Here is a 20,783-nt window from a genome sequence, read left to right on the forward strand (position 1 = left end):
TTTATTTCAGGTCGTTACTGAGTGTACCCCTTGGCAAGCTTTGACTCCAATAGCTTTTATCTGCATTTAACGTCAGAAATCTGCAGCGGCTCACATTAATGTTAGCCACTCCATACTGAGGCTATCTTTGCTTGGGTTAGTGTTGCAACAAACCACAAGGTTTACCCCAGCAACGCCCAGACAAAAACCGAATTGCAAACTTTGTTTTTTATTACAAGGCATTAATTTAATTACATTTCGCAAAAACAAAAACTGCCGAAAAACACTTGAGAACGATCCCTTGGCTTGGTTAGCATAAGAACTGTTCCCTCTGATGCATGCCATTATTTTAGAGCAAACCATGACTGCCAAAACCGAATACCAACATCTTTGCCAGCACTTTCGCACCATCAGCCACTTCGAGCATTTCAGTGCCCTGGGGGACTGGGATCAAGCCACCATGATGCCTATGGGCGGCAGCGAGGCCCGCTCCGAGGCGATGGCCGAGTTGGCATTACACATTCACAGTTTAAAAACCTCGCCCCGGCTTGCCGAATGGCTGGATGGCGCCGAAGCCAAAGCCGCCGAACTCAGTATCGAACAGAGGGCCAATCTCAGAGAAATGCGCTGGCACTACGCCCAAGCCATCGCCGTGCCGGGGGACTTGGTGCAGGCCAAGACGCTGGCGGGTTATCGCTGTGAAAACCAATGGCGCGAACAGCGGCATAACAACGATTGGCAAGGGTTTCGCCCCAATCTCGAGGCGGTAATCGCCTTGGTGCGAGAAGAAGCCCAGGCTCGCTCGGCGCACACAGGCAAGGCAGGTTACGATGCCATGCTGGACAGATTTGAACCCGGCATGACCTGTAAACGACTGGAGAGCACTCTCGGAGCGGTGCGGGACTGGTTGCCCGAGCTTATCCAAAAAGTGAAGCACAAACAGCTGCACCAGAGTTACAAGAGCAGCGCCGGCGACTACCCGATAGCAAACCAAAAGCTGCTGGGACGGGAGGTGATGCAATACCTGGGATTTGATTTCAACCAAGGGCGTTTGGATGTCAGCTCGCACCCATTTTGCGGTGGCGTGCCCGGTGATATCCGCCTCACCAGTCGCTACACGGAAAACGACTTTATCGCTGCCCTCACCTCCACTATTCACGAAACGGGTCATGCCCGTTACGAGCAGGCGCTGCCAAAGGATTGGCGAGGGCAACCCGCCGGAATGTCTCGCTCCATGGGGATCCACGAGAGTCAGAGCCTGTTTTTTGAGATGCAACTCGGCGGCAGCCGCGCCTTTATCAGCAAGCTCTATCCGAGAATTCGCCGACATCTCGACTGCCCGGTATCGGCCCATGAACTGGTCGACAATATCACCCGGGTCAAGCCGGGTCTTATCCGGGTCGATGCCGATGAAGTCACCTATCCGGCGCACATACTGCTGCGATTTGAAGCCGAGCAGGCCTTTATCGACGGCAGCCTGGAAGTGAAAGACCTACCCGATTTCTGGGATCAAAAGATGCAGCAATATCTGGGGCTGAGTACTGCCGGCAATTATAAAGATGGCTGCATGCAGGATATTCACTGGACCTTGGGCGAACTGGGATATTTCCCCAGCTATACCTTGGGCGCCATGTATGCCGCCCAGCTGAGATTTGCCATGGAAGCCGAGTTGGGCCCCATTGAAGCCCTGCTGAGCCAGGATAAGCTGGGGCAGATTTGCGACTGGCTGGATGAAAAGATCTGGTCCAAGGGGTGCCTGCTGGAAACCGATGAACTGATCCGCAGCGCCACAGGGCAGAGTCTGGATCCCAACTTCCTGCAGCGCCATCTGCAGCAGCGCTATCTGGATTAATTTATCTGCAAAAATGGTATAATGGCGCGTTTCTACGAAGTAACTGCAAAGAGAAAGTGAATTCAGATGTTGATACGCGCCATTAGCCAGGATGACTGGCAAGCCATAGGCGAAATTCAAACAGAGTGCTACCACGCTCTGGCCCCCGAACCTTTACATGTGCTCAAGAGCAAGTGGCAGGCATCACCGCAAACCTGCTATGTCCTTGAAAAGAGTGACCAGGTGGTAGGCTATTGTCTGGCTCATCCCTGGACCGAAGACACCCCTCCGCCACTGTACAAGGCGATTACCACACTGCCCAAGGCCGACACCCTTTATCTGCATGATATTGCCATCAGCAACAGAGCTCAGGGATTCGGCGCCGGACGCAAACTGTTTGATACCCTCAAGCTTCAGGCGGAAAAACTGCGCCTGGGTTCCTTGTCACTGGTTGCAGTACAGGGCGCCTGTGGTTACTGGGAAAAGCTCGGCTTTAACCACAAGCGTATCGAAAAATCGCTGGCCACCTATACAGATGACGCCAGTTATATGGTCTATCCGGTAGCCCGCTGACAGATGCAACCCACACTCATCACCATAGGCTTGTTGTGCCTGAGCAATATCTTTATGACCTTTGCCTGGTACGGCCACCTCAAGTCCCTTTCAGGTAAACCCTGGATCATTGCCGCTTTGGTCAGTTGGGGCATAGCCCTGTTCGAATATCTTTTGCAGGTACCGGCCAACCGTATTGGTTATAGTGTGATGAATGTGGGCCAGCTCAAGATACTTCAGGAAGTCATCACCCTGAGTCTGTTTGTTCCTTTTTCATTCTATTACCTTAAAGAACCGCTGAAACTGGACTATCTCTGGGCCGGGTTGTGTATGCTCGGCGCCGTTTATTTTATATTTCGCAGTAAGTTCGCTTGAGCCCACTGCTTTAATGAGGACACAAGATGGCACGTCAGGTCGCCTATGAATACAAGGGGGTCGCGAAAGTGATCAACTTTGCCTATGACAAATACCACGACATGTACGAGGCTGTTGCCGCCGCCGAGGGAATAGATCTCAGCCGTTTTCTGGCGATGGAGCAGCAAGTCGCCATGACAGCCAAAGGCGGTGGAGCCCTGAAGAGCTATCGCACCAGTGAATTCGCCCGTATGGGATTTCGTCATATCCACTTTGTCAAAGAAGAAGAGCAGGGTTAATACCTGCCCAAAAGAGGGTTAAGCCATGATAAATCCAGAGCACGCCAATTTTCCCCGAGCCGGCTTTTTCAAGCGCCTCGGTGCCGCCGTTTATGATCTGTTGCTGGCAGTAGCCGTCTACATGTTTGCCGGCGCCATAGGGTTTGGGATCTTTACCGGCCTGACCGCCTCCGGCCTCATTCCCATGGGGAACTATGAACATGTTTCGGATCTGCTCAATGGCAACAGCCTCTATCACGGCCTCTATCAGCTGTGGCTGGCCTGCTGTGTGGCCGGTTTTTACGCTCTCTTTTGGTCCAAGGGCGGCCAGACGCTGGGCATGCGCGCCTGGCGCCTCAAGGTGCAGCATCCCAACGGCCAAAACCTGAGTTTTATTACCGCGCTGGCACGGGTGGTTTGGTCCTTGCTGGGGATAGGCAACCTGTGGATCCTGTTCAGCGGTGACAAACTGGCACTGCAGGACAGCATGACCCGCTCCGAAGTGGTGCTTCTCAGTAAAGAAGCCAACTCACTGCGCAACTGGCACTGATTCTGAGGTAATGGCCTGAAATACCCAGGTAGCGGTAGCATTAAAATAGAGCTTTTTAGATACTAATACGCAAACCACAGCAAAAAGCCCTGTCAGTGACAGGGCTTTTTCATAGGGTTAATCAACAAGGGAGGCTTTAAACCGCAGCGGCTTTACTCTCAAGCCCTCAATCCTCAGCGTCCTCAGCGGCGGATATAGTAGATAGCCGCGCCGGTAAACAGCACACTCGGCATCATGGCCCCCATCAAGGCCGGCAGCTCATAGACTATGCTCATGGGGCCGAAGATCTCATTACAGATATAGAAGGTAAAGCCGGCTATCACCCCGAGTAATACCCTGGCCCCCATGGTGACGGTTCTAAGCGGCCCGAACACAAAAGAGAGCGCCACCAGCATCATCACAGCCACTGTGATGGGTTGCATCACCTTACGCCACAGCGCCAACTCATAGCGACTGGCATCCTGATTATTGTTCTTCAGATAGTCGAGATAACCGACCAAACCGCGGATAGACAGGGCATCGGGTTTAACCGACACCACACTCAGCTTGTCCGGTGTCAAACTGGAGGGCCATCTGTCTTCCTTGAGGTTATCCAGCACCACTTGCTCATTTTTGAACACAGTGCGGCGAACCTCCAATAAACGCCAATATTCCTTGGTGTAAATAGCCTGCTCGGCGTGCACCACACTGGCCAGCTTCTGCTCAGAGTCAAACTCATAAAGGGTAATATTGCCAAGACGAGTCACATCCTCAATCTCGCCAATATTGACGAACAGGTTTCCATCTCTGGCCCAAATCCCGCGGTGAGACTTAATCAGGTTGCCGCCGGAGATCTTATTGGTCTTCAGCTCATAGGCCTTCTGCTCCGCCACCGGTGCGCCCCACTCCCCCAGTACCATTACCATCAGCATCAAAGGAACCGCCGTCTTCATCGCCGACAGGGTGATCTGCAGCCGCGACATGCCGGAGGCCTGCATCACTATCAGTTCAGAGTTGGAGGCCAGCATGCCCATGCCGATGAGCGCCCCGAGCAACACGGCCATGGGGAAAAACATCTCCACATCTCTTGGGATCAAAAACAGCACATAGACGGCGGCATCCATCATGGTGTAGCTGCCCCGCCCTACCAAACGCAGCTGATCGACCCATTTGATGATCCCGGAAAGCCCGGTCAAAATCAGCAGACACAGGGCAGAAGTGCTGAGCAATACTCTGGCAATATACCAGTCCAGTATCTTCATGCTGCGGCCCCCCGGCGTTTGAACAGACCGGTCAGGCGAGTGCCCAAAGGTCTGCCCTTACCTATCAGCAAGATGCCCATCACCAATGCCGAGGCATGGATCCACCACATTCCCAGCCAGGCCGGGATCACCTCATCCTGCAGCGCCTTGCGCCCGGCGACCATCAAGCCGAAATAACCAAGATAGAGCAATACCGCCGGGAATACCTTGGCAAACTTGCCCTGGCGCACATTGACCCGCGCCAGCGGCACAGCAATCAGCGTCATCAAAGGGATAGCCAGCGGAATCGCCAGTCGCCAGTGGAATTCGGCTACGGCTTCCGGCCCCGGCGTATTGAGCAGCTCCTTGAAAGGCACGGCAGATAACTTGCGATCCCTCTCATCCACTTCCTGCTCTTTGAGCTGCATCTGATAACCGCCGAACTCAATCACCTGGTAATCCACCCGGTTCGGTGCTCCCTGATAACGCACGCCGTCATCGAGCTTGAGCCGCTGGCCACCTGTTGCGTCTTCCACCACCCGGCCACCATGGGCCACGACCAGGTTGGTAACGCCGCTCTCATCTTCCGCATCGGGAAGCTGGGCCACAAAGACTTTTTCCAATTCATTGTCTTTACTGATTTTTTCAACAAAGAGCACTGCCCGGCCATTGGCACTGGTTTGAAAGCGCCCCTGAACCAGGGCGGCTAACCCAGCCTCTGACTGGGCCTTCTCCAAAACCGCGTGCTGTTTGTCCTGGGCCCAAGGCGCAACATAAAGCGCCAGATAACCGGTAAACAAGCTGTTGAGCAACGCCAGGATCAAGGTTACCCGGGTAACATACCATTCGCTGATACCGACCCCGTGAAAGACCACCATCTCGTTTTCTGCATACATGCGGCCGTGGGCGAGCAAGATCCCCAGAAACAGACTCAGAGGCAGGATAAGCACCGTCAATTCGGGCAGATTAAGGCCTATCAGAGTCAGCACCAGGGAGGCGGGAAATTCGCCGTCGGAGGCATCGGCCAGGATGCGAACAAATTGCTGGCTGATAAAAATAGCTAATAAGACTGAAAGCACCGCTATTTGTGCCTTCAAAACTTCGCGGATCAAGTATCTAAATACAATCACAGGCTGAATCCGGTATCCAAACTTATCTTTTTGCTGGTGTCAGTGTTACTTTCATGTAGACTGTCTACTTTTGATAGTTTTCTGACCATAACAGGCGGCATTTTGGTTGTTTCAGGCGTATGATTCTTGTCAGCCAAACCAGCCCCCTGCTGCAGGAAATTTTCCGCCTTTAGGCGGCACAAGCAGACATTATCCAATAAATAAAAAAGTTTGTCTTTAAAAGAATCTAGGAGAGCTCATGGAGTTTAGCGTAAAGAGCGGCAGCCCCGAAAAACAGCGCTCGGCCTGCATAGTTGTAGGCGTTTACGAACCCCGTCGCCTGTCCGGCATCGCCGAACAACTGGACAAAATCAGTGAAGGTTACATCAGCAACCTGTTGCGTCGCGGTGATCTGGAAGGTAAGCCCGGGCAGATGTTGCTCCTGCATCATGTACCCAATGTGCTGAGTGAGCGGGTTCTGCTGGTAGGTTGCGGAAAAGAACGAGAACTAGACGAGCGCCAATACAAGCAGATCATCACCAAGACGATCAACACCCTCAACGATACCGGCTCAATGGAAGCCGTGTGCTTCCTGACCGAACTGCACGTTAAAGGCCGCGACACTTATTGGAAAGTGCGCCAGGCCGTGGAAACCACCAGCTCTACCCTCTACAGCTTCGATGGACTCAAGACCCGTAAGGGCGAGACCCGTCGCCCGCTGCGCAAACTGGTATTCAATGTCCCAACCCGCCGTGAACTGACGGTTGGCGAGCGCGCCATCGAGCACGGTGTTGGCGTTTCCGCCGGTATGCAGTTGTGCCGCGACGTGGCCAATATGCCACCCAACATCTGCAACCCGGCTTATCTGGCCTCACAGGCCCGGCAATTGGCCGAAGTGCATGAGAACCTGAAGGTCAGCACTATTGGTGAAGAGCAGATGGCCAAGCTTGGCATGAACGCCTACCTGGCCGTGGGCCGTGGCAGTGCCAACGAGTCCATCATGACAGTGATGGAATATCAAGGCGCCGTCGACACGACCGCCAAGCCGATAGTGCTTGTGGGTAAGGGCCTCACTTTTGACTCAGGTGGTATCTCACTCAAGCCGGGTGAAGCCATGGATGAAATGAAATACGACATGGGCGGCGCTGCCGGGGTACTGGGTACCATGAAGGCCATCTGTGAAATGAAGCTGCCCATCAATGTGGTTGGGGTACTGGCCGGCTGTGAAAACATGCCTTCCGGCAACGCCTATCGCCCAGGTGATATTCTCACCACCATGAGCGGTCAAACCGTGGAAGTGCTCAACACAGACGCCGAAGGCCGTCTGGTGCTTTGTGATGTACTCACCTATGTGGAGCGCTTCGACCCTGAACTGGTGGTCGATACCGCCACTCTGACAGGTGCCTGTGTTATCGCGCTCGGTAAACACGCCTCAGGTCTGTTCTCTGCCCATAACCCACTGGCGAGTGAGCTACTCAATGCCGGTGAGCAGAGTGGTGACCGCGCCTGGCGCCTGCCAATATGGGATGAGTACCAGGAGATGCTGGACAGCCCATTTGCCGATATGACCAACCTGGGCGGACGCCCTGCCGGTTCTATCACGGCGGCCTGTTTCCTGTCGCGCTTTACCAAAAAGTACCACTGGGCTCACTTGGATGTAGCGGGTACAGCCTGGAACAGCGGCGCCAACAAGGGCTCAACCGGTCGTCCGGTTCCTATGCTGGCGCAGTTCCTGCTCAACCGCGCCGGGGTCGAGCAAGGCGAATAAGCGCCTGACTCCCTGCTAATAAAAAGCGAAGCCCAGTGCTTCGCTTTTTCTTTTTGTGGGCTATTTTATAAAGCCAAGCTTCCCTTTGTCCTGCTCCTTCCCCGTCTTTTGATTATCGCCCCCGCCTTTTGATTATCGCCGAAAGCGTCGGCGCTTGGGCAAAATAGTATTCATCCACGGTTCAAACCACAGAGCGAAGCCACAGAGCTAAGCCACAATAAACCGCCCTGTTGAAAGGCAGTGGCTCAAAACAGCCCCCATAAAACTCGGCTTCAGACTAAGTTTGCACAGCTGAGTTTGCCAATACAGTTCCAGCCGACATGACTCCGTTTACTTTAACTCTGAACGCTTTAATTCATTGCTTTTCATCCAGTTACTTCCTGTCACTTTTTTTTGTCACTTGGTATTGCCGTTGAGATTCCAAGCCAAACAACTGCTGTTCAAATAAAATACTAGACGACTGGTCTAATGGTGATTATACTGGCCGCCATGAACACACAGACACAAAGCACACGCCAACACATACTGGACACGGGTTACCAGCTCGTCGTAACCAAAGGCTTTTCCAATGTTGGCCTGTCACAACTGCTGCAACATGCAGAAGTCCCCAAGGGCTCCTTCTACCACTACTTCAAATCCAAGGAGCAGTTCGGCGAAGCCCTGATAAAGGACTATTTCAACGATTATCAGAATAAGCTGCAGGCACTTTTGGGCCATGAACGCACTCCGGCGCTGCAGCGGCTGCAAAGCTACTGGCAACTCTGGCTGGATTGCGACGCCGATGTCTGCGGCGCACAAAAATGCTTGGTGGTGAAGCTGAGCGCCGAAGTAGCCGATCTCTCTGAACCTATGCGTATGGCGCTGCTGCAAGGCGCCAAGCGGATCATTGCCACCATTGCCGAATGCATCGAAGCCGGAAACCGGGATGGCTCTGTCAAGGTCGGCAACAGTGAACAGACGGCGCAGCTACTTTACAACCTCTGGCTGGGAGCCAGCCTGATGAGCAAGCTGACCCAGGATAAAAACGCCCTCAACCTGGCGATGCAAACCACTGACAGCATACTCGCAGGCAGGCTGGACAACAGCGGCCAATAACAGATACTCCCCGCCACACAGGTGGCGGGATTTTTTTAACCGAGCACTAGACGACCGGTCTAATCAAGCAATAAAACCCAATGGAGCCTATTATGACTGCCAATCAAACCCCACATCAGCGCATTGTGCTGGCCTCTCGCCCGAGCGGCGCTCCCAACGCAGAAAACTTCCGTCTGGAAAGCAGCAGCAAGCCGGTGGCAAACGACGGCCAGGTGTTGCTGCGCACCATCTACCTGTCGCTGGATCCATACATGCGCGGCCGCATGAGTGATGCAGAATCCTATGCCGAGCCGGTAGCCGTGAACGATATCATGGTCGGCGGCACAGTTTGCCAGGTAGAAGAGTCCCGTCATCCTGACTTTGAAGTCGGTGAGTGGGTGCTCGCCTACACCGGCTGGCAAAACTATGCCCTTTCAGACGGTGAAGGATTGTTGAAACTCGGCAAAGCGCCTGCTGCCCCTTCATACGCCCTCGGAGTCTTGGGTATGCCGGGTTTCACCGCCTATATGGGACTGCTGGATATTGGCCAGCCCAAAGCGGGAGAAACTCTGGTGGTTGCCGCCGCGACCGGACCGGTTGGCGCAACCGTAGGTCAGATAGGCAAACTCAAGGGCTGCCGGGTCATAGGTATTGCCGGCGGCGCTGAGAAATGTCGCCACGCCAAAGAAGTACTGGGTTTCGATGAGTGTCTGGATCACAAGGCAGAGGACTTCGCCGAGCAGTTGGCCCGAGTCTGCGACCAGGGAATAGACATCTATTTCGAGAACGTCGGCGGCAAGGTGTTTGATGCCGTATTGCCCCTGCTGAATACCAGCGCCAGAGTCCCCGTATGTGGTTTGGTGTCTCAATATAACGCCACTGAGTTGCCGGCCGGTCCGGATCGCCTGTCACTGCTGATGAGCACCATTCTGGTGAAGCGGATCAAGATGCAGGGCTTTATCATTATTGACGATTATGGCCACAGATATGAAGAGTTCGCCAAGGATATGGATGCCTGGGTATCTCAGGGCAAAATTCAATACAAGGAGCAACTGGTCGAAGGGCTGGAGCAGGCCCCACAAGCCTTTATCGGCCTGCTTGAAGGTAAAAACTTCGGCAAGCTGGTGATCAAGGTTGCCGAGCCGCTGTGATAAAAACTGATGGCTGCACTAGATTGATTGCTGCGGCCATTCGGTAACCAGCAAAGCAAGACCTGCGGCCCTCTTAAGCATAAACGCCAAGAGGGCCGCCAATTTTAACGGCTTAATTCAGGCTATTCACGCCATCTTTAACAAAGCCTTGGCTCCAGCTTAAACCGGGATTCAAAGACAATCCGGGCACTTCCTTTAATTTGAATCTTGCATTCAGGCCTGTAGGCCGACGCAGAGCACACATGGGACTTGTTAGCGCCTTCCTTAGGTTTCCTTAAAATCACCTCACGCTTAACATCAAACAGCAGCTCAATATGGTTGGCAGCAAGACAACGCCAAACTGAATCTTGATCCATTTTATGCACGTATGACTTATTAGCTAATAGCTCAAGAGCCTTATCGGGATGGCGCTGACCATTTCAACCTTTGGCCAAAAGGTGTAAAATCCTCCTCTTATGTCAAATGGCTACCAGTGTTCTGTGCAGGGGTGAGATGCAGGCGATGAGCAAGGCAACTTTTTATCTGCTGCCAAATGCAGCACAGCAACCAAGCGCCGAGCAGTTGCAACTGCTTGCCTGTCAGTTGGCCGGGCAGCATTATGCCAAGGGTGAATGGCTCTATATTCACTGTGAGGATCAGGCGCAGGCCCATGGGATTGATGAACTGCTTTGGCAGTTTGAACCCAGTGCTTTCGTGCCCCATAACCTTAAAGGGGAAGGCCCTGCCGCCGGTGCACCGGTTGAAATCGGCTTTGACAAGCTGGGGCCCAACCAACGCCGCCCGATACTGATCAATCTGGCCACAGAAGCCCCGGCATTTGCGGTAAACTTTGGCAGGATCATAGATTTTGTTGCCGGTGATGAGCAACACAAGGCCCTGGCCAGGGACAGATACCGCCAGTATCGTAATCTGGGAGTCACGCTCAGCACCCAGGATTTGGCAACACAACCACTTAATTTTGTTTGAGAAACGACAGTTCCCATGGAAAAAACATACAATCCGCAGTCTATTGAACAAGCGCTCTACCGTGTATGGGAAGAGAAAGGTTACTTCAAGCCCCACGGTGACGAGTCCCAGGGCAACTATTGCATCATGATCCCGCCGCCGAATGTCACCGGCAGCCTGCATATGGGACACGCCTTTCAGGATACCATTATGGACACCCTGATCCGTTACCAGCGGATGAAAGGCAAGAATACCCTCTGGCAAGTGGGTACCGACCATGCCGGTATCGCCACCCAGATGTTGGTGGAGCGCAAAGTCGCCGCCGAAGAAGGCAAGAGCCGCCACGACCTGGGCCGTGAAGCCTTTATGGACAAGGTATGGGAATGGAAGAACCAGTCCGGTGGCACCATTACCCGCCAGATGCGTCGCCTGGGCGCCTCGGTAGACTGGGACCGTGAGCGTTTCACCATGGACGAAGGCCTGTCGGAAGCCGTGCAGGAAGTGTTTGTTCGCCTCTATGAAGATGACCTCATCTATCGCGGTAAGCGCCTGGTTAACTGGGATCCCAAGCTGCACACTGCAATTTCCGATCTGGAAGTGGAAAACAAGGAAAAGCAGGGCCACATGTGGCATTTCCGCTATCCACTCGCCGATGGCGCCCTGACCGCCGACGGTAAAGACTATCTGATTGTCGCCACCACACGTCCGGAAACCATGCTGGGTGACAGTGCCGTTGCCGTGCACCCTGACGATGAGCGTTATCAATCCCTGATTGGCAAAGAGATCATTCTGCCAATCGTTAACCGCCGTATTCCTGTGGTGGCCGATGACTATGTAGATATGGAGTTCGGTACCGGCTGCGTGAAGATCACTCCGGCCCACGACTTCAATGACTATGAAGTCGGCAAGCGTCACAATCTGCCTATGTTCAACATCCTTACCCAGGATGCCGCCATCCGCACTGTGGCCGAAGTAGTGAATGTCGACGGTAGCCTCAACACCGAATTGGACGCCTCTTTGCCAAGCCGTTATGCCGGTATGGACAGATTCAAGGCCCGCGATGCCGTTGTCGCCGAATTCGAGACCCTGGGTCTTTTGGAAAAAATCGAGCCCCACGGCCTGAAAGTGCCTTATGGCGACCGCAGCGGCGTGGTGATTGAACCGCTGCTGACCGACCAATGGTATGTGTCTGTCAAACCACTGGCCAAGACAGCCATAGAAGCGGTGGAAAACGGCGATATCAAGTTTGTACCTCAGCAATACGAGAACATGTACTTCTCCTGGATGCGTGACATTCAGGACTGGTGTATTTCGCGCCAGCTGTGGTGGGGTCACCGCATTCCGGCCTGGTATGACAACAGCGGTAAGGTCTATGTCGGCCGTAACGAAGCCGAAGTACGCGCCAAGCACAACTTGGCAAGCGATATTGCTCTGCGTCAGGACGATGATGTACTGGATACCTGGTTCTCCTCTGCCCTGTGGACCTTCTCAACCCTGGGCTGGCCACAGCAGACTCCTGAGCTGAAAACCTTCCACCCCACAGACGTGCTGGTGACAGGTTTCGACATCATCTTCTTCTGGGTAGCCCGGATGATCATGATGACCATGCACTTCATCAAGGATGAAGACGGCACACCTCAGGTACCCTTCAAGACTGTCTATGTGACCGGGCTTATCCGTGATGAGCAAGGCAACAAGATGTCCAAGTCCAAGGGCAATGTGCTGGATCCTCTGGATATGATCGATGGCATAGATCTCGAGTCTCTGGTTGGCAAGCGCACCGGCAACATGATGCAGCCGCAACTGGCCGCCAAGATTGAAAAGAGCACCCGCAAGGAGTTTGCCGACGGCATCGAAGCCCACGGTACCGATGCGCTACGCTTTACCCTGGCTGCCATGGCATCCACCGGCCGTGACATCAACTGGGACATGAAGCGCCTGGACGGTTACCGCAGCTTCTGTAACAAGCTGTGGAATGCTTCCCGCTATGTACTGATGAACACGGAAGATCAGGATTGCGGCCCCAACTCACCTAACGGCAAGGCCGGCGGTGAGATGCAGCTGTCGCTGGCGGATCGCTGGATCACAGGTCTGTTCAACCAAACGGTCAAGACCTTCGAAGAGCATATGGGCGCCTATCGTTTCGACCTGGCCGCCAATACCCTGTACGAATTCACCTGGAACCAGTTCTGTGACTGGTATCTTGAGCTGACCAAGCCTGTGCTGCAAAACGGCTCTGAAGCCGAGCAGCGTGGCACCCGTCATACTCTGGTGACTGTACTCGAGCAGCTGTTGCGCCTGATGCACCCATTGATGCCATACATCACTGAAACCATCTGGCACCGTGTCAAACCACTTGCCGGTGTAGAAGGTGAAACCTTGATGCTGGCCGCCTTCCCTGAGTATCAGGCCGACAAAGTCGATACCGAGGCCATGGCCGACTTGGAATGGGTCAAGCAAGTGATTGTTGCCGTGCGTAACATCCGCGCCGAGCTGAACATAGCTCCGTCCAAGCCGCTCAACGCCTTGCTGCGCAGTGTCAGTGTTCGCGACAAGGCCCGTGTAGAGGCCAACCAAACCTTCTTCACTACCCTGGCTAAGCTGGAAAGCATGACGATTTTGGCCGATGGCGACAACGCGCCCATGTCCACCACCCAACTGGTAGGCGAGATGGAACTGTTGATCCCTATGGCAGGGCTTATCGACGTAGCGGCCGAAATGGCCCGTATCGACAAACAGCTGGAGAAGCTGAGTGGCGAAGTGGCCCGCATTGAAGGCAAGCTGTCCAATGAAGGCTTTGTCGCCAAAGCCCCGGCAGCCGTTATCGACAAAGAGCGCAGCAAGATGGCTGATCTCAAGCGCGATATGGACAAGCTCAAAGAGCAACAAGCCGAGCTGGCCAAACTGGAAGCCTAACGGTTAACCCAAGAGCCATAAAACCCAAGGGCAGTCAATCGACTGCCCTTTTTTACTATTCGCTTGCCCTCGACTCCAAATGGCCCCCGAATTCAGATAATTTCATCAGCTAAGTCTGGCTATCGGAACAACATATTGTTAGATTGAAGAATATTCCAAGGGGAGTAACTTCTCGCCGGCTTGTCGTCATTACGGTGTTTGCGCACCCGGCAACCGGGCAAAGCCACTGAGCTGTGCTTTGTAAGTGAGACCTTGCCGACAGGCAAGATCCGCGCTCCTTCAGCTGGCCTGCCGTCGGTGGCAGGCTTTGTTGTATTTGGAGAAAATGAAATGGGTACCTGGTGGTTATGGAGCGGATTTCTGGTAATAGTACTGGGGATCCTTTGGATAGACCTTAAGTTTGTCGGCGGTGGTCACAGCCATAAAGTCTCTATCAAAGAGGCGGGGATCTGGACCCTGGTATGGATAAGCGTCGCCATGCTGTTCAACTTAGGGATTTGGTTCTACCTGAAACAGACCGCAGGTCTCGAAGTCGCCAATCAACAAGGGCTGGAGTTTCTCACCGCCTACCTCATCGAGAAAGCCCTGGCCGTGGACAATGTGTTTGTCTGGCTGATGCTGTTTAGCTATTTCGCTATCCCCGCCGAACTGCAAAGACGGGTGCTGCTCTACGGAGTACTGGGCGCCATAGTGATGCGTACCGCCATGGTATTTGGCGGCACCTGGCTGATTAATCAGTTCCATTGGGTGCTGTATCTTTTCGGGGCATTTCTGCTGTTTACCGGCGTCAAGATGCTGTTTACCAAGGAAGATAATGAAACCGACCTCTCCAACAACAAGCTGCTCGGCTGGCTCAGAAAACACCTGAGGGTGGTGAAAAATCTTCAAGGTGAGCATTTTGTGGTGCGTCGCCACGGCGTATTATTTGCCACCCCCCTGCTGCTGGCGTTGATCGCTGTGGAGATCAGCGACATCATCTTCGCGGTGGACAGTATCCCGGCCATCTTCGCGGTCACCACAGATCCCTTTATCGTACTGACGTCCAACATCTTCGCCATCATGGGCCTCAGGGCCATGTACTTTCTGTTGGCGGGCGCCGCCGAACGTTTTGTACTGCTCAAATATGGCCTGGCGCTGATCCTGATGTTTATCGGTATCAAGATGCTTCTACTGGATATCTATCATCTACCTATCATGCTGGCACTGGCGGTCATCGCGATTATTCTACTGGTCAGCATACTGGGCAGTCTGTGGCTGACCCGGGATAAGGGGAAGCAGCCACAGGCATAATACCTGTCTTTTGTCCGTCACTCGAAGGGGGCACAAGATAATGAAAAATGATCCTGAGTGTAGTGGTCGCACCCATGCGCTGCACGGGGCGACTCACCTGGTGTTGTTTGTGGTCTATCTGTTCTTGATGTTTGAGTAATCATTCGCGGATGTTGGCCATGAAAAACACATCCACATACTCGCCATCGCGAAAAGCATAGTCCCGCGCCTCGCCCTCAATCACAAAGCCATGGCGTTTGTAGAGCGTTATAGCGGCGTGATTGTCGGTATAAACCGTCAGCTCAAGGCGTCTCACCGCCAACCAGTTATGGGCCAAATCCACTGCGGCCGCCAGCAGCGCAGAACCCACGCCGATACCGCGGCACTCTTCACTCACCGCCATCCCCAGGTCGGCCACATGCTTACGTCTGGGGTTGGTTTGCACCTGCAAGGAGAGCTGACCTGCCACCTCCCCTTGCCACTCTGCAACCAGCGAATAATAACCATCCGGCAGTTCGCCCAGGCGCTTATACCACTTTTCGAGTGACGGAAAGGGCTGCTGCAAGGTGCCGGCATAACAGCTGGGCTGAGTAAATAGCGCCCGTATTGCCGGAATATCCGTGTGCTCGCTGTGGCGCACCACTACCTCTTGTTGTGACTGACTCACCTTGGGTTCAAACTCTGTTACCTGCACTCTGTTGTTCTCCTTAACTAAAAGCCGCCAAGCCTGTCTGGGCCCGTCCCAGGATCAAGGCATGAATATCATGGGTCCCCTCATAGGTATTGACCGCTTCCAGGTTCATCAGATGCCGGATGACATGAAACTCGTCACTGATACCATTACCACCATGAATGTCCCTGGCCTGGCGAGCAATTTCCAGCGCCTTGCCGCAGGAGTTACGCTTGATTAGCGAGATGGCCTCGATAGCCAAACTGTCCTGATCCAGCAAGCGACCGGCCTGCAAGCAGGCAAACAGCGCCGTGGTGATATCTGTTTGCATATCCACCAGCTTTTTCTGGATTAGCTGATTGGCCGCCAATGGTCTGCCGAACTGGACTCGGTCCAGACTGTATTGCCGCGCGGCGTGCCAGCAAAACTCGGCCGCGCCCAAGGCGCCCCAGGCGATGCCGTATCTGGCCTTGTTGAGACAACCAAAGGGCCCCTTGAGCCCCTCGACATTGGGCAGCAGAGCATCGACACCCACTTCAACTCCGTCCAGCACGATTTCGCCGGTTATCGAAGCCCTGAGAGAAAACTTGCCCTCTATCTTGGGCGCCGACAGCCCAGGGGTGCCCTTTTCCACTAAAAAGCCACGAATGACCCCATCAAGCTTGGCCCAAACCAGGAAGAGATCGGCAATCGGTGAATTGGTGATCCACATCTTGTTGCCATGGAGCCGATACCCTCCGGGGATGGCTTCGGCGCGAGTCTTCATACCGCCGGGATCTGAACCTACATCCGGCTCGGTCAGCCCAAAACAGCCAATCAGTTCACCCCGGGCCAGCCTTGGCAGATATTTCTGTTTCTGCTCTTCACTGCCGTAGGCAAAAATCGGATGCATCACCAAAGAGGACTGCACACTCATGGCGGAACGATAACCACTGTCGACCCGCTCTATCTCACGGGCAATCAGGCCATAGCTGACATAGTTGACCCCGGCGCCGCCATATTCAGTCGGCAGAGTCGCCCCGAGTAACCCCAGAGCACCGAGCTCTGTCATGATCTCGGGATCAAAGTATTGCTCGCGATTTGCCTGCAGGATCCTGGGTTGCAATTTGCTTTGGGCATATTCATGCACAGTATCGCGGATCATCCTTTCTTCCGGCAGCAACAGGCTGTCAAACTGCAAGGGATCTTGCCAATCGAAGGGGTTACGGGCCATAGCTTTGTCCTTTTTTTCAGCTGATTTTCATCATGCTAACTCAGTCCCGGATTTCTGCCCAGCGCTGAAACCTCCGCCAAACAAAGATTACGTCTGTATCAAATTGCTACTTTCATGAAAGAAATCTCTGAATTTGCGCCGCACAAATGTTAGTCTTCAGCACTATTCTTGGTCATAGCTTTTAGTAATATTTTCGGTATTCAATGTCTGTACGGCTCTGCTTATTCATAATCGGCCTCTTGTCTCTCAATGCCTGGGCACATCCCTATTGCAAAGAGACAGAATGCATCCCTATTGATAAATGGGATCTAGGACTGGCCTTGGGTTACGGTCAAAAAACCAACCCCTTACGCCAGCAGGACGATATTCCCCTCTATGTCATTCCCAGTATTGCCTACTATGGTAAAAACTGGTTTTTTGATAACGGTAATCTGGGACTAACCCTGGCCGAGTCGGAAAACTACACCATTAATCTGGTGACGGCCTACAGCAAAGAGCGGGCTTTTTTCTATCGCTGGGACCCCAGTAATGTATTTACTTTCGGTGGCAGCTCTCAGATCTCCAAGGCCACCGAGAGTCGCGCGGCACCCATGATGTTAATGCAAGCCAATGAACCACCAAAAGTATTTAATGAATTGGAAGACAGACACTTTACATTTCTTGGCGGAGCCGAGGCTTTTTTTTACACTCAATACGGTATACTGAATCTTTCGCTTACTCATGATATGTTCAATGTTCACCAGGGCACTGAGGCCAAAGCCAGGTGGTTGTATCAGCTGAATTTGGAACGCTGGAAACTTGAGTTCGCCCTGAATATAGAGTGGAAGAGTAAAGAAATAGTCGATTATTACTTTGGCGTAAGACCAAGCGAGAATGCCTATTGGAGTCAGGCTTACCAGGGGAGTTCAGGCTTTAACCGCGGGCTGGAGTTTACCGGCCGTTATAGCCTCAACGAGGACTGGGATCTTATATTGGGACTGCGTTATACCAAACTTGCCGATGAAATAGCCAAGAGCCCTCTGCTGGATGAAGATGATGTCAGGGCTTTTTTCATTGGTGCTGCCTATAGGTTTTAAACAAGGTGCGCATAGCAAACAGCTGGCGTTGGCTGTTCCTGCTGCTGATGTTGTCAATGATATTTGCAACCAAGGTGCAGGCTGACCCAGATAATAACAATCAAGAAATCAAGCTGGCTATCACACCTCAGCTCTGTATTCTCAAGAGTGAAGAGGACACCTGTTCGCTTGATGTCAGTTTAAGCTGGACTAATACAAATGGTGCGGTTTGTATCCTTTCTGATTATGAAGGGTTACAACGTTGGTGCAGTGAAACTGAAGATGTGCACAGCCTCACATTCCGGCTCACAACCAGTGAGGACATTCATTTTGTCATGGTAGATAAAGACACATGGCAAACCTTAGCCGGCGTTTACTTTAGAACGACCCCCGTATCTGACACCAATGTCAGGCGCAGATATCGCAACCCTTGGAGTTTATTCTGATGACCTCAGCGCAATCGACTCACCGAGTTTTATTGGTAGAAGACGACATTCGTCTTGCCAACCTTATTGTGGATTATCTCAAGTCCCATGGCATGCATGTAGAAGTTGAGCGCCGCGGTGACACAGTTTTGACCCGACTGCTCAACTACAAACCTGATATTATCTTGCTGGACATCATGCTACCAGGCATGGATGGACTGTCGCTGTGCGAAAAACTGCCGGATTACTTTGCCGGCCCTATCCTGCTGATGAGCGCACTTGGCTCCAATGAAGATCAAATCAAAGGCCTGGAACTGGGAGCCGATGACTATGTGGTTAAACCGGTTGACCCGGCACTCCTGGTCGCGCGGATCAACAATCTGCTGAGACGTCATACCAAGCCACCTATGGCAGAATCTCACTGCCTGAGCTTTGGCAAGCTGAGCATAGATCCTCACACCCAGGCAATTCGTCTGGGCGATAAAGAGGTGGATCTCACCAGTCACGAATTTGAACTCCTGTGGCTGCTGGCATCCCAGGCCGGCCAAGTACTGAGCCGCCAATATATCTATCAGTGCCTGCTGAATATCGACTTCGATGGCAAGGATCGTAAGATAGACGTACGTATCTCCCGCCTGCGTAAAAAACTGGGCGATAACATAGAAACGCCATTCAGGATCAAGACGGTTTGGGGCCAGGGATATCTATTTGCCCCCGAAGCCTGGAACAGCTAATCCCCAAATAGGTTACCGCGTGAAACGCCTCTTCATCAGTTTGTATCTACTGATCAGCCTGAGCTTTCTCGGGCTGGGATGGACCCTAGACGCCCTTTGGCAGCAACACGATGACGAGGCGGAACTCTTGGCCGATGCGCCACTTATGGCCATGGCAGCCATCTTGAAGCCCATGAGCCCAGAACAGCGGCAACAGGCGATCGCCACCGCCAATGTCAATGCCACCTATCCATTGCGTCTGTTCAGTGCCGACAAGATCACCCTGGCCGATGATGGCGAGTTAGCTCCCGGTGAAGTCTTCACTACCCTGACCAACTCAGGTAGACAGATGCAGTTTATCCGCCTGGACCAACAGGTGCTGATGACAGGCCCGATAGACACAGATCCCAGAGCCAGACTGCGTGGCCTATTCACCCTGTTTTTCTATCTGTCGCTGGCCGGTGTGGCCTTGGTTTGGGTCTGGCCGCTATCGAGAGATCTTAAAGTGCTCAAACAAGCAACTGAAGCCCTCGGACAAGCCAAATGGGATACCCGTATCAAGCTGTCGCCCCGCTCTCAGGTAAAGCCCCTGGCGCACACTTTCAATGAGATGGCACGGCATATCGGTGCTCTTATCGACAACCAACGACACCTGGCCAATGCTGTATCCCACGAGATCCGCACGCCGCTGGCCAGGCTCAAGTTCGCCCTGGCGCTGATCCCCAACTATTGCCGTAAAGGAGCCGATGAAACCGCCAGAGCCGACTTTATTGCCGGCATGACAGAAGATGTCAAAGAGATGGAATCCTTGCTGCAGGAGATGCTCACCTACGCCAGCCTGGAGTCGGCCCAAACAGGGCTGAGACAGGAGAGCTGCGATCTCACCGCCCTCTGCCGCCAGGTGATAGACAGACTGCAGAGCCTGAGCCCGATTCCAATAACCCTGGATAGTTCCGTCGCCAAACTGCCCTTCACCTGTGAACCGGCCTTGATTGAAAGAGCACTGCAAAACCTGCTCACCAATGCCCAGCGCTTTGCCGAAAGCCAAATTCAGGTGACTCTGAGTGATGAAAAAGACAGGGTGACTATTGAGGTTAAAGACGATGGTGAAGGGATCCCCGAAGAGGAACAACGCAAGATATTCGAGCCCTTTGTCCGCAGCGATACCTCACGCAACAACAATAAAGGCTTTGGGCTGGGGCTGGCAATAATCAAGCGTATAGCCGAACGCCATCATGGGGAAATCCTGCTATTCAGCCGCCCCGGGGAAACCCGTTTTTGCATCAGCCTGCCCAAGCGTGAACTCAATCGAGACTGAAATCACTGAAGTCCAGAGGCTCGTCTGCGTCGTCTTTGGCATCAAAGTCCAGGCTGTGATTCAACTGCAGCTCTTCCACCTTTAGCTGCGCCCTGCGCGCCTTTATTTGCGCCAGTTGCCAACGCCGTTTACGCGCCTTGCACAGGCGAATAACATCCAACTTGCGGGCGTTGGAAAAATTGAGCCAATCAAACCTCTCTTCACGGTTACGGAAACAACCTTTGCAATAGCCCTTGGCATCTGTCTGGCAGACACCGATACAGGGGCTGGGGATATCAAAAAAGACCAGTTGTTCCATAGGGGCGTAAATGCAGGCTCTATCTGATGGGTAAACCTTAGGTATATCATCTCATTCTTAAAAAGGCGATTTTTTATCCGCTTCTTGCACTAACG

At 53.2% G+C, this 20,783-nt stretch carries 20 protein-coding genes; 15 read left to right on the plus strand and 5 right to left on the minus strand.

Annotation, left to right across the window (positions count from 1 at the left end):
* Positions 1-340: 340 nt before the first annotated feature.
* The 5 genes from SIL79_RS01700 (at position 341) to SIL79_RS01720 (ending at position 3,544) form a co-directional block, all read left to right on the plus strand.
* Positions 341-1,831 (plus strand): carboxypeptidase M32, encoded by a 1,491-nt coding sequence (locus tag SIL79_RS01700; RefSeq protein ID WP_319618919.1) that lies wholly within the window; start codon positions 341-343, stop codon positions 1,829-1,831.
* Positions 1,832-1,897: 66 nt separating this feature from the next.
* The gene (locus SIL79_RS01705; protein WP_319618920.1) at positions 1,898-2,383 is read left to right on the plus strand and encodes a GNAT family N-acetyltransferase; all 486 of its coding nucleotides are present in this window, start codon (positions 1,898-1,900) and stop codon (positions 2,381-2,383) included.
* A 3-nt stretch (positions 2,384-2,386) separates the two neighbouring features.
* On the plus strand, positions 2,387-2,737 hold the full coding sequence (locus SIL79_RS01710) for a DMT family protein (protein WP_025889282.1): 351 nt from the start codon (positions 2,387-2,389) through the stop codon (positions 2,735-2,737).
* A gap of 26 nt (positions 2,738-2,763) precedes the next feature.
* Entirely contained in the window at positions 2,764-3,015 is a 252-nt protein-coding gene (locus SIL79_RS01715) for a DUF2960 domain-containing protein (RefSeq protein WP_025011397.1), read from the plus strand.
* A gap of 25 nt (positions 3,016-3,040) precedes the next feature.
* The gene (locus tag SIL79_RS01720) at positions 3,041-3,544 is read left to right on the plus strand and encodes an RDD family protein (RefSeq protein WP_039033176.1); all 504 of its coding nucleotides are present in this window, start codon (positions 3,041-3,043) and stop codon (positions 3,542-3,544) included.
* A gap of 182 nt (positions 3,545-3,726) precedes the next feature.
* Here the strand turns inward: SIL79_RS01720 and lptG are convergent, their stop codons facing one another.
* The gene (gene lptG / locus SIL79_RS01725; RefSeq protein WP_028781603.1) at positions 3,727-4,785 is read right to left on the minus strand and encodes an LPS export ABC transporter permease LptG; all 1,059 of its coding nucleotides are present in this window, start codon (positions 4,783-4,785) and stop codon (positions 3,727-3,729) included.
* Complete coding sequence (gene lptF / locus SIL79_RS01730; protein WP_039033175.1) at positions 4,782-5,894, minus strand: LPS export ABC transporter permease LptF; 1,113 nt, start codon at positions 5,892-5,894, stop codon at positions 4,782-4,784. Before lptF ends, lptG begins: the two co-directional genes overlap by 4 nt.
* Positions 5,895-6,132: 238 nt before the next feature.
* Here lptF and pepA point away from each other — a divergent pair, with 238 nt between their 5' ends.
* The 6 genes from pepA to SIL79_RS01760 all read left to right on the plus strand — a co-directional run bounded on the left by pepA (position 6,133) and on the right by SIL79_RS01760 (position 15,017).
* Complete coding sequence (gene pepA, locus SIL79_RS01735) at positions 6,133-7,641, plus strand: leucyl aminopeptidase (RefSeq protein ID WP_039033174.1); 1,509 nt, start codon at positions 6,133-6,135, stop codon at positions 7,639-7,641.
* A gap of 489 nt (positions 7,642-8,130) precedes the next feature.
* Positions 8,131-8,736 (plus strand): TetR/AcrR family transcriptional regulator, encoded by a 606-nt coding sequence (locus SIL79_RS01740; protein WP_039033204.1) that lies wholly within the window; start codon positions 8,131-8,133, stop codon positions 8,734-8,736.
* A 92-nt stretch (positions 8,737-8,828) separates the two neighbouring features.
* Positions 8,829-9,866, plus strand: a complete 1,038-nt coding sequence (locus tag SIL79_RS01745; RefSeq protein WP_039033203.1) for an NADP-dependent oxidoreductase — start codon at positions 8,829-8,831, stop codon at positions 9,864-9,866.
* Positions 9,867-10,367: 501 nt separating this feature from the next.
* A complete protein-coding gene (locus tag SIL79_RS01750; protein ID WP_039033202.1) occupies positions 10,368-10,832 on the plus strand; it encodes a DNA polymerase III subunit chi in 465 nt (154 codons plus the stop codon).
* 15 nt (positions 10,833-10,847) lie between these two features.
* Positions 10,848-13,727, plus strand: coding sequence for a valine--tRNA ligase (locus SIL79_RS01755; protein WP_039033173.1), 2,880 nt, complete (start codon positions 10,848-10,850; stop codon positions 13,725-13,727).
* 330 nt (positions 13,728-14,057) lie between these two features.
* Positions 14,058-15,017 (plus strand): TerC family protein, encoded by a 960-nt coding sequence (locus tag SIL79_RS01760; RefSeq protein WP_039033201.1) that lies wholly within the window; start codon positions 14,058-14,060, stop codon positions 15,015-15,017.
* A 139-nt stretch (positions 15,018-15,156) separates the two neighbouring features.
* On the opposite strand, the gene SIL79_RS01765 is transcribed toward SIL79_RS01760, so the two are convergent.
* Positions 15,157-15,690 carry a GNAT family N-acetyltransferase gene (locus SIL79_RS01765; protein WP_233962694.1) on the minus strand — a complete coding sequence of 178 codons (534 nt, stop codon included), beginning with the start codon at positions 15,688-15,690 and terminating at the stop codon, positions 15,157-15,159.
* A 13-nt stretch (positions 15,691-15,703) separates the two neighbouring features.
* The gene (locus SIL79_RS01770; RefSeq protein WP_071475827.1) at positions 15,704-16,879 is read right to left on the minus strand and encodes an acyl-CoA dehydrogenase; all 1,176 of its coding nucleotides are present in this window, start codon (positions 16,877-16,879) and stop codon (positions 15,704-15,706) included.
* Positions 16,880-17,199: 320 nt separating this feature from the next.
* Between SIL79_RS01770 and SIL79_RS01775 the strand changes: the two genes are divergently transcribed.
* The 4 genes from SIL79_RS01775 to SIL79_RS01790 are packed head-to-tail and all read left to right on the plus strand — an operon-like array spanning position 17,200 to position 20,390.
* Positions 17,200-17,955: a MipA/OmpV family protein gene (locus tag SIL79_RS01775; RefSeq protein ID WP_233962693.1), complete on the plus strand. Its 756-nt coding sequence runs from the start codon at positions 17,200-17,202 to the stop codon at positions 17,953-17,955.
* A gap of 5 nt (positions 17,956-17,960) precedes the next feature.
* A complete protein-coding gene (locus tag SIL79_RS01780) occupies positions 17,961-18,380 on the plus strand; it encodes a DUF3019 domain-containing protein (protein WP_039033170.1) in 420 nt (139 codons plus the stop codon).
* On the plus strand, positions 18,380-19,093 hold the full coding sequence (locus tag SIL79_RS01785) for a response regulator (protein ID WP_039033169.1): 714 nt from the start codon (positions 18,380-18,382) through the stop codon (positions 19,091-19,093). Before SIL79_RS01780 ends, SIL79_RS01785 begins: the two co-directional genes overlap by 1 nt.
* Positions 19,094-19,112: 19 nt before the next feature.
* Positions 19,113-20,390 (plus strand): ATP-binding protein, encoded by a 1,278-nt coding sequence (locus SIL79_RS01790; protein WP_039033168.1) that lies wholly within the window; start codon positions 19,113-19,115, stop codon positions 20,388-20,390.
* On the opposite strand, the gene SIL79_RS01795 is transcribed toward SIL79_RS01790, so the two are convergent.
* On the minus strand, positions 20,377-20,688 hold the full coding sequence (locus SIL79_RS01795; protein ID WP_039033167.1) for a DUF1289 domain-containing protein: 312 nt from the start codon (positions 20,686-20,688) through the stop codon (positions 20,377-20,379). The two genes, SIL79_RS01790 and SIL79_RS01795, sit on opposite strands and share 14 nt — an antisense overlap.
* Between the last annotated feature and the right edge of the window lie 95 nt (positions 20,689-20,783).

Origin of the sequence: Shewanella indica, from assembly GCF_033842865.1 — a bacterium.
GTDB classification, from domain to species: Bacteria; Pseudomonadota; Gammaproteobacteria; order Enterobacterales; family Shewanellaceae; genus Shewanella; species Shewanella indica.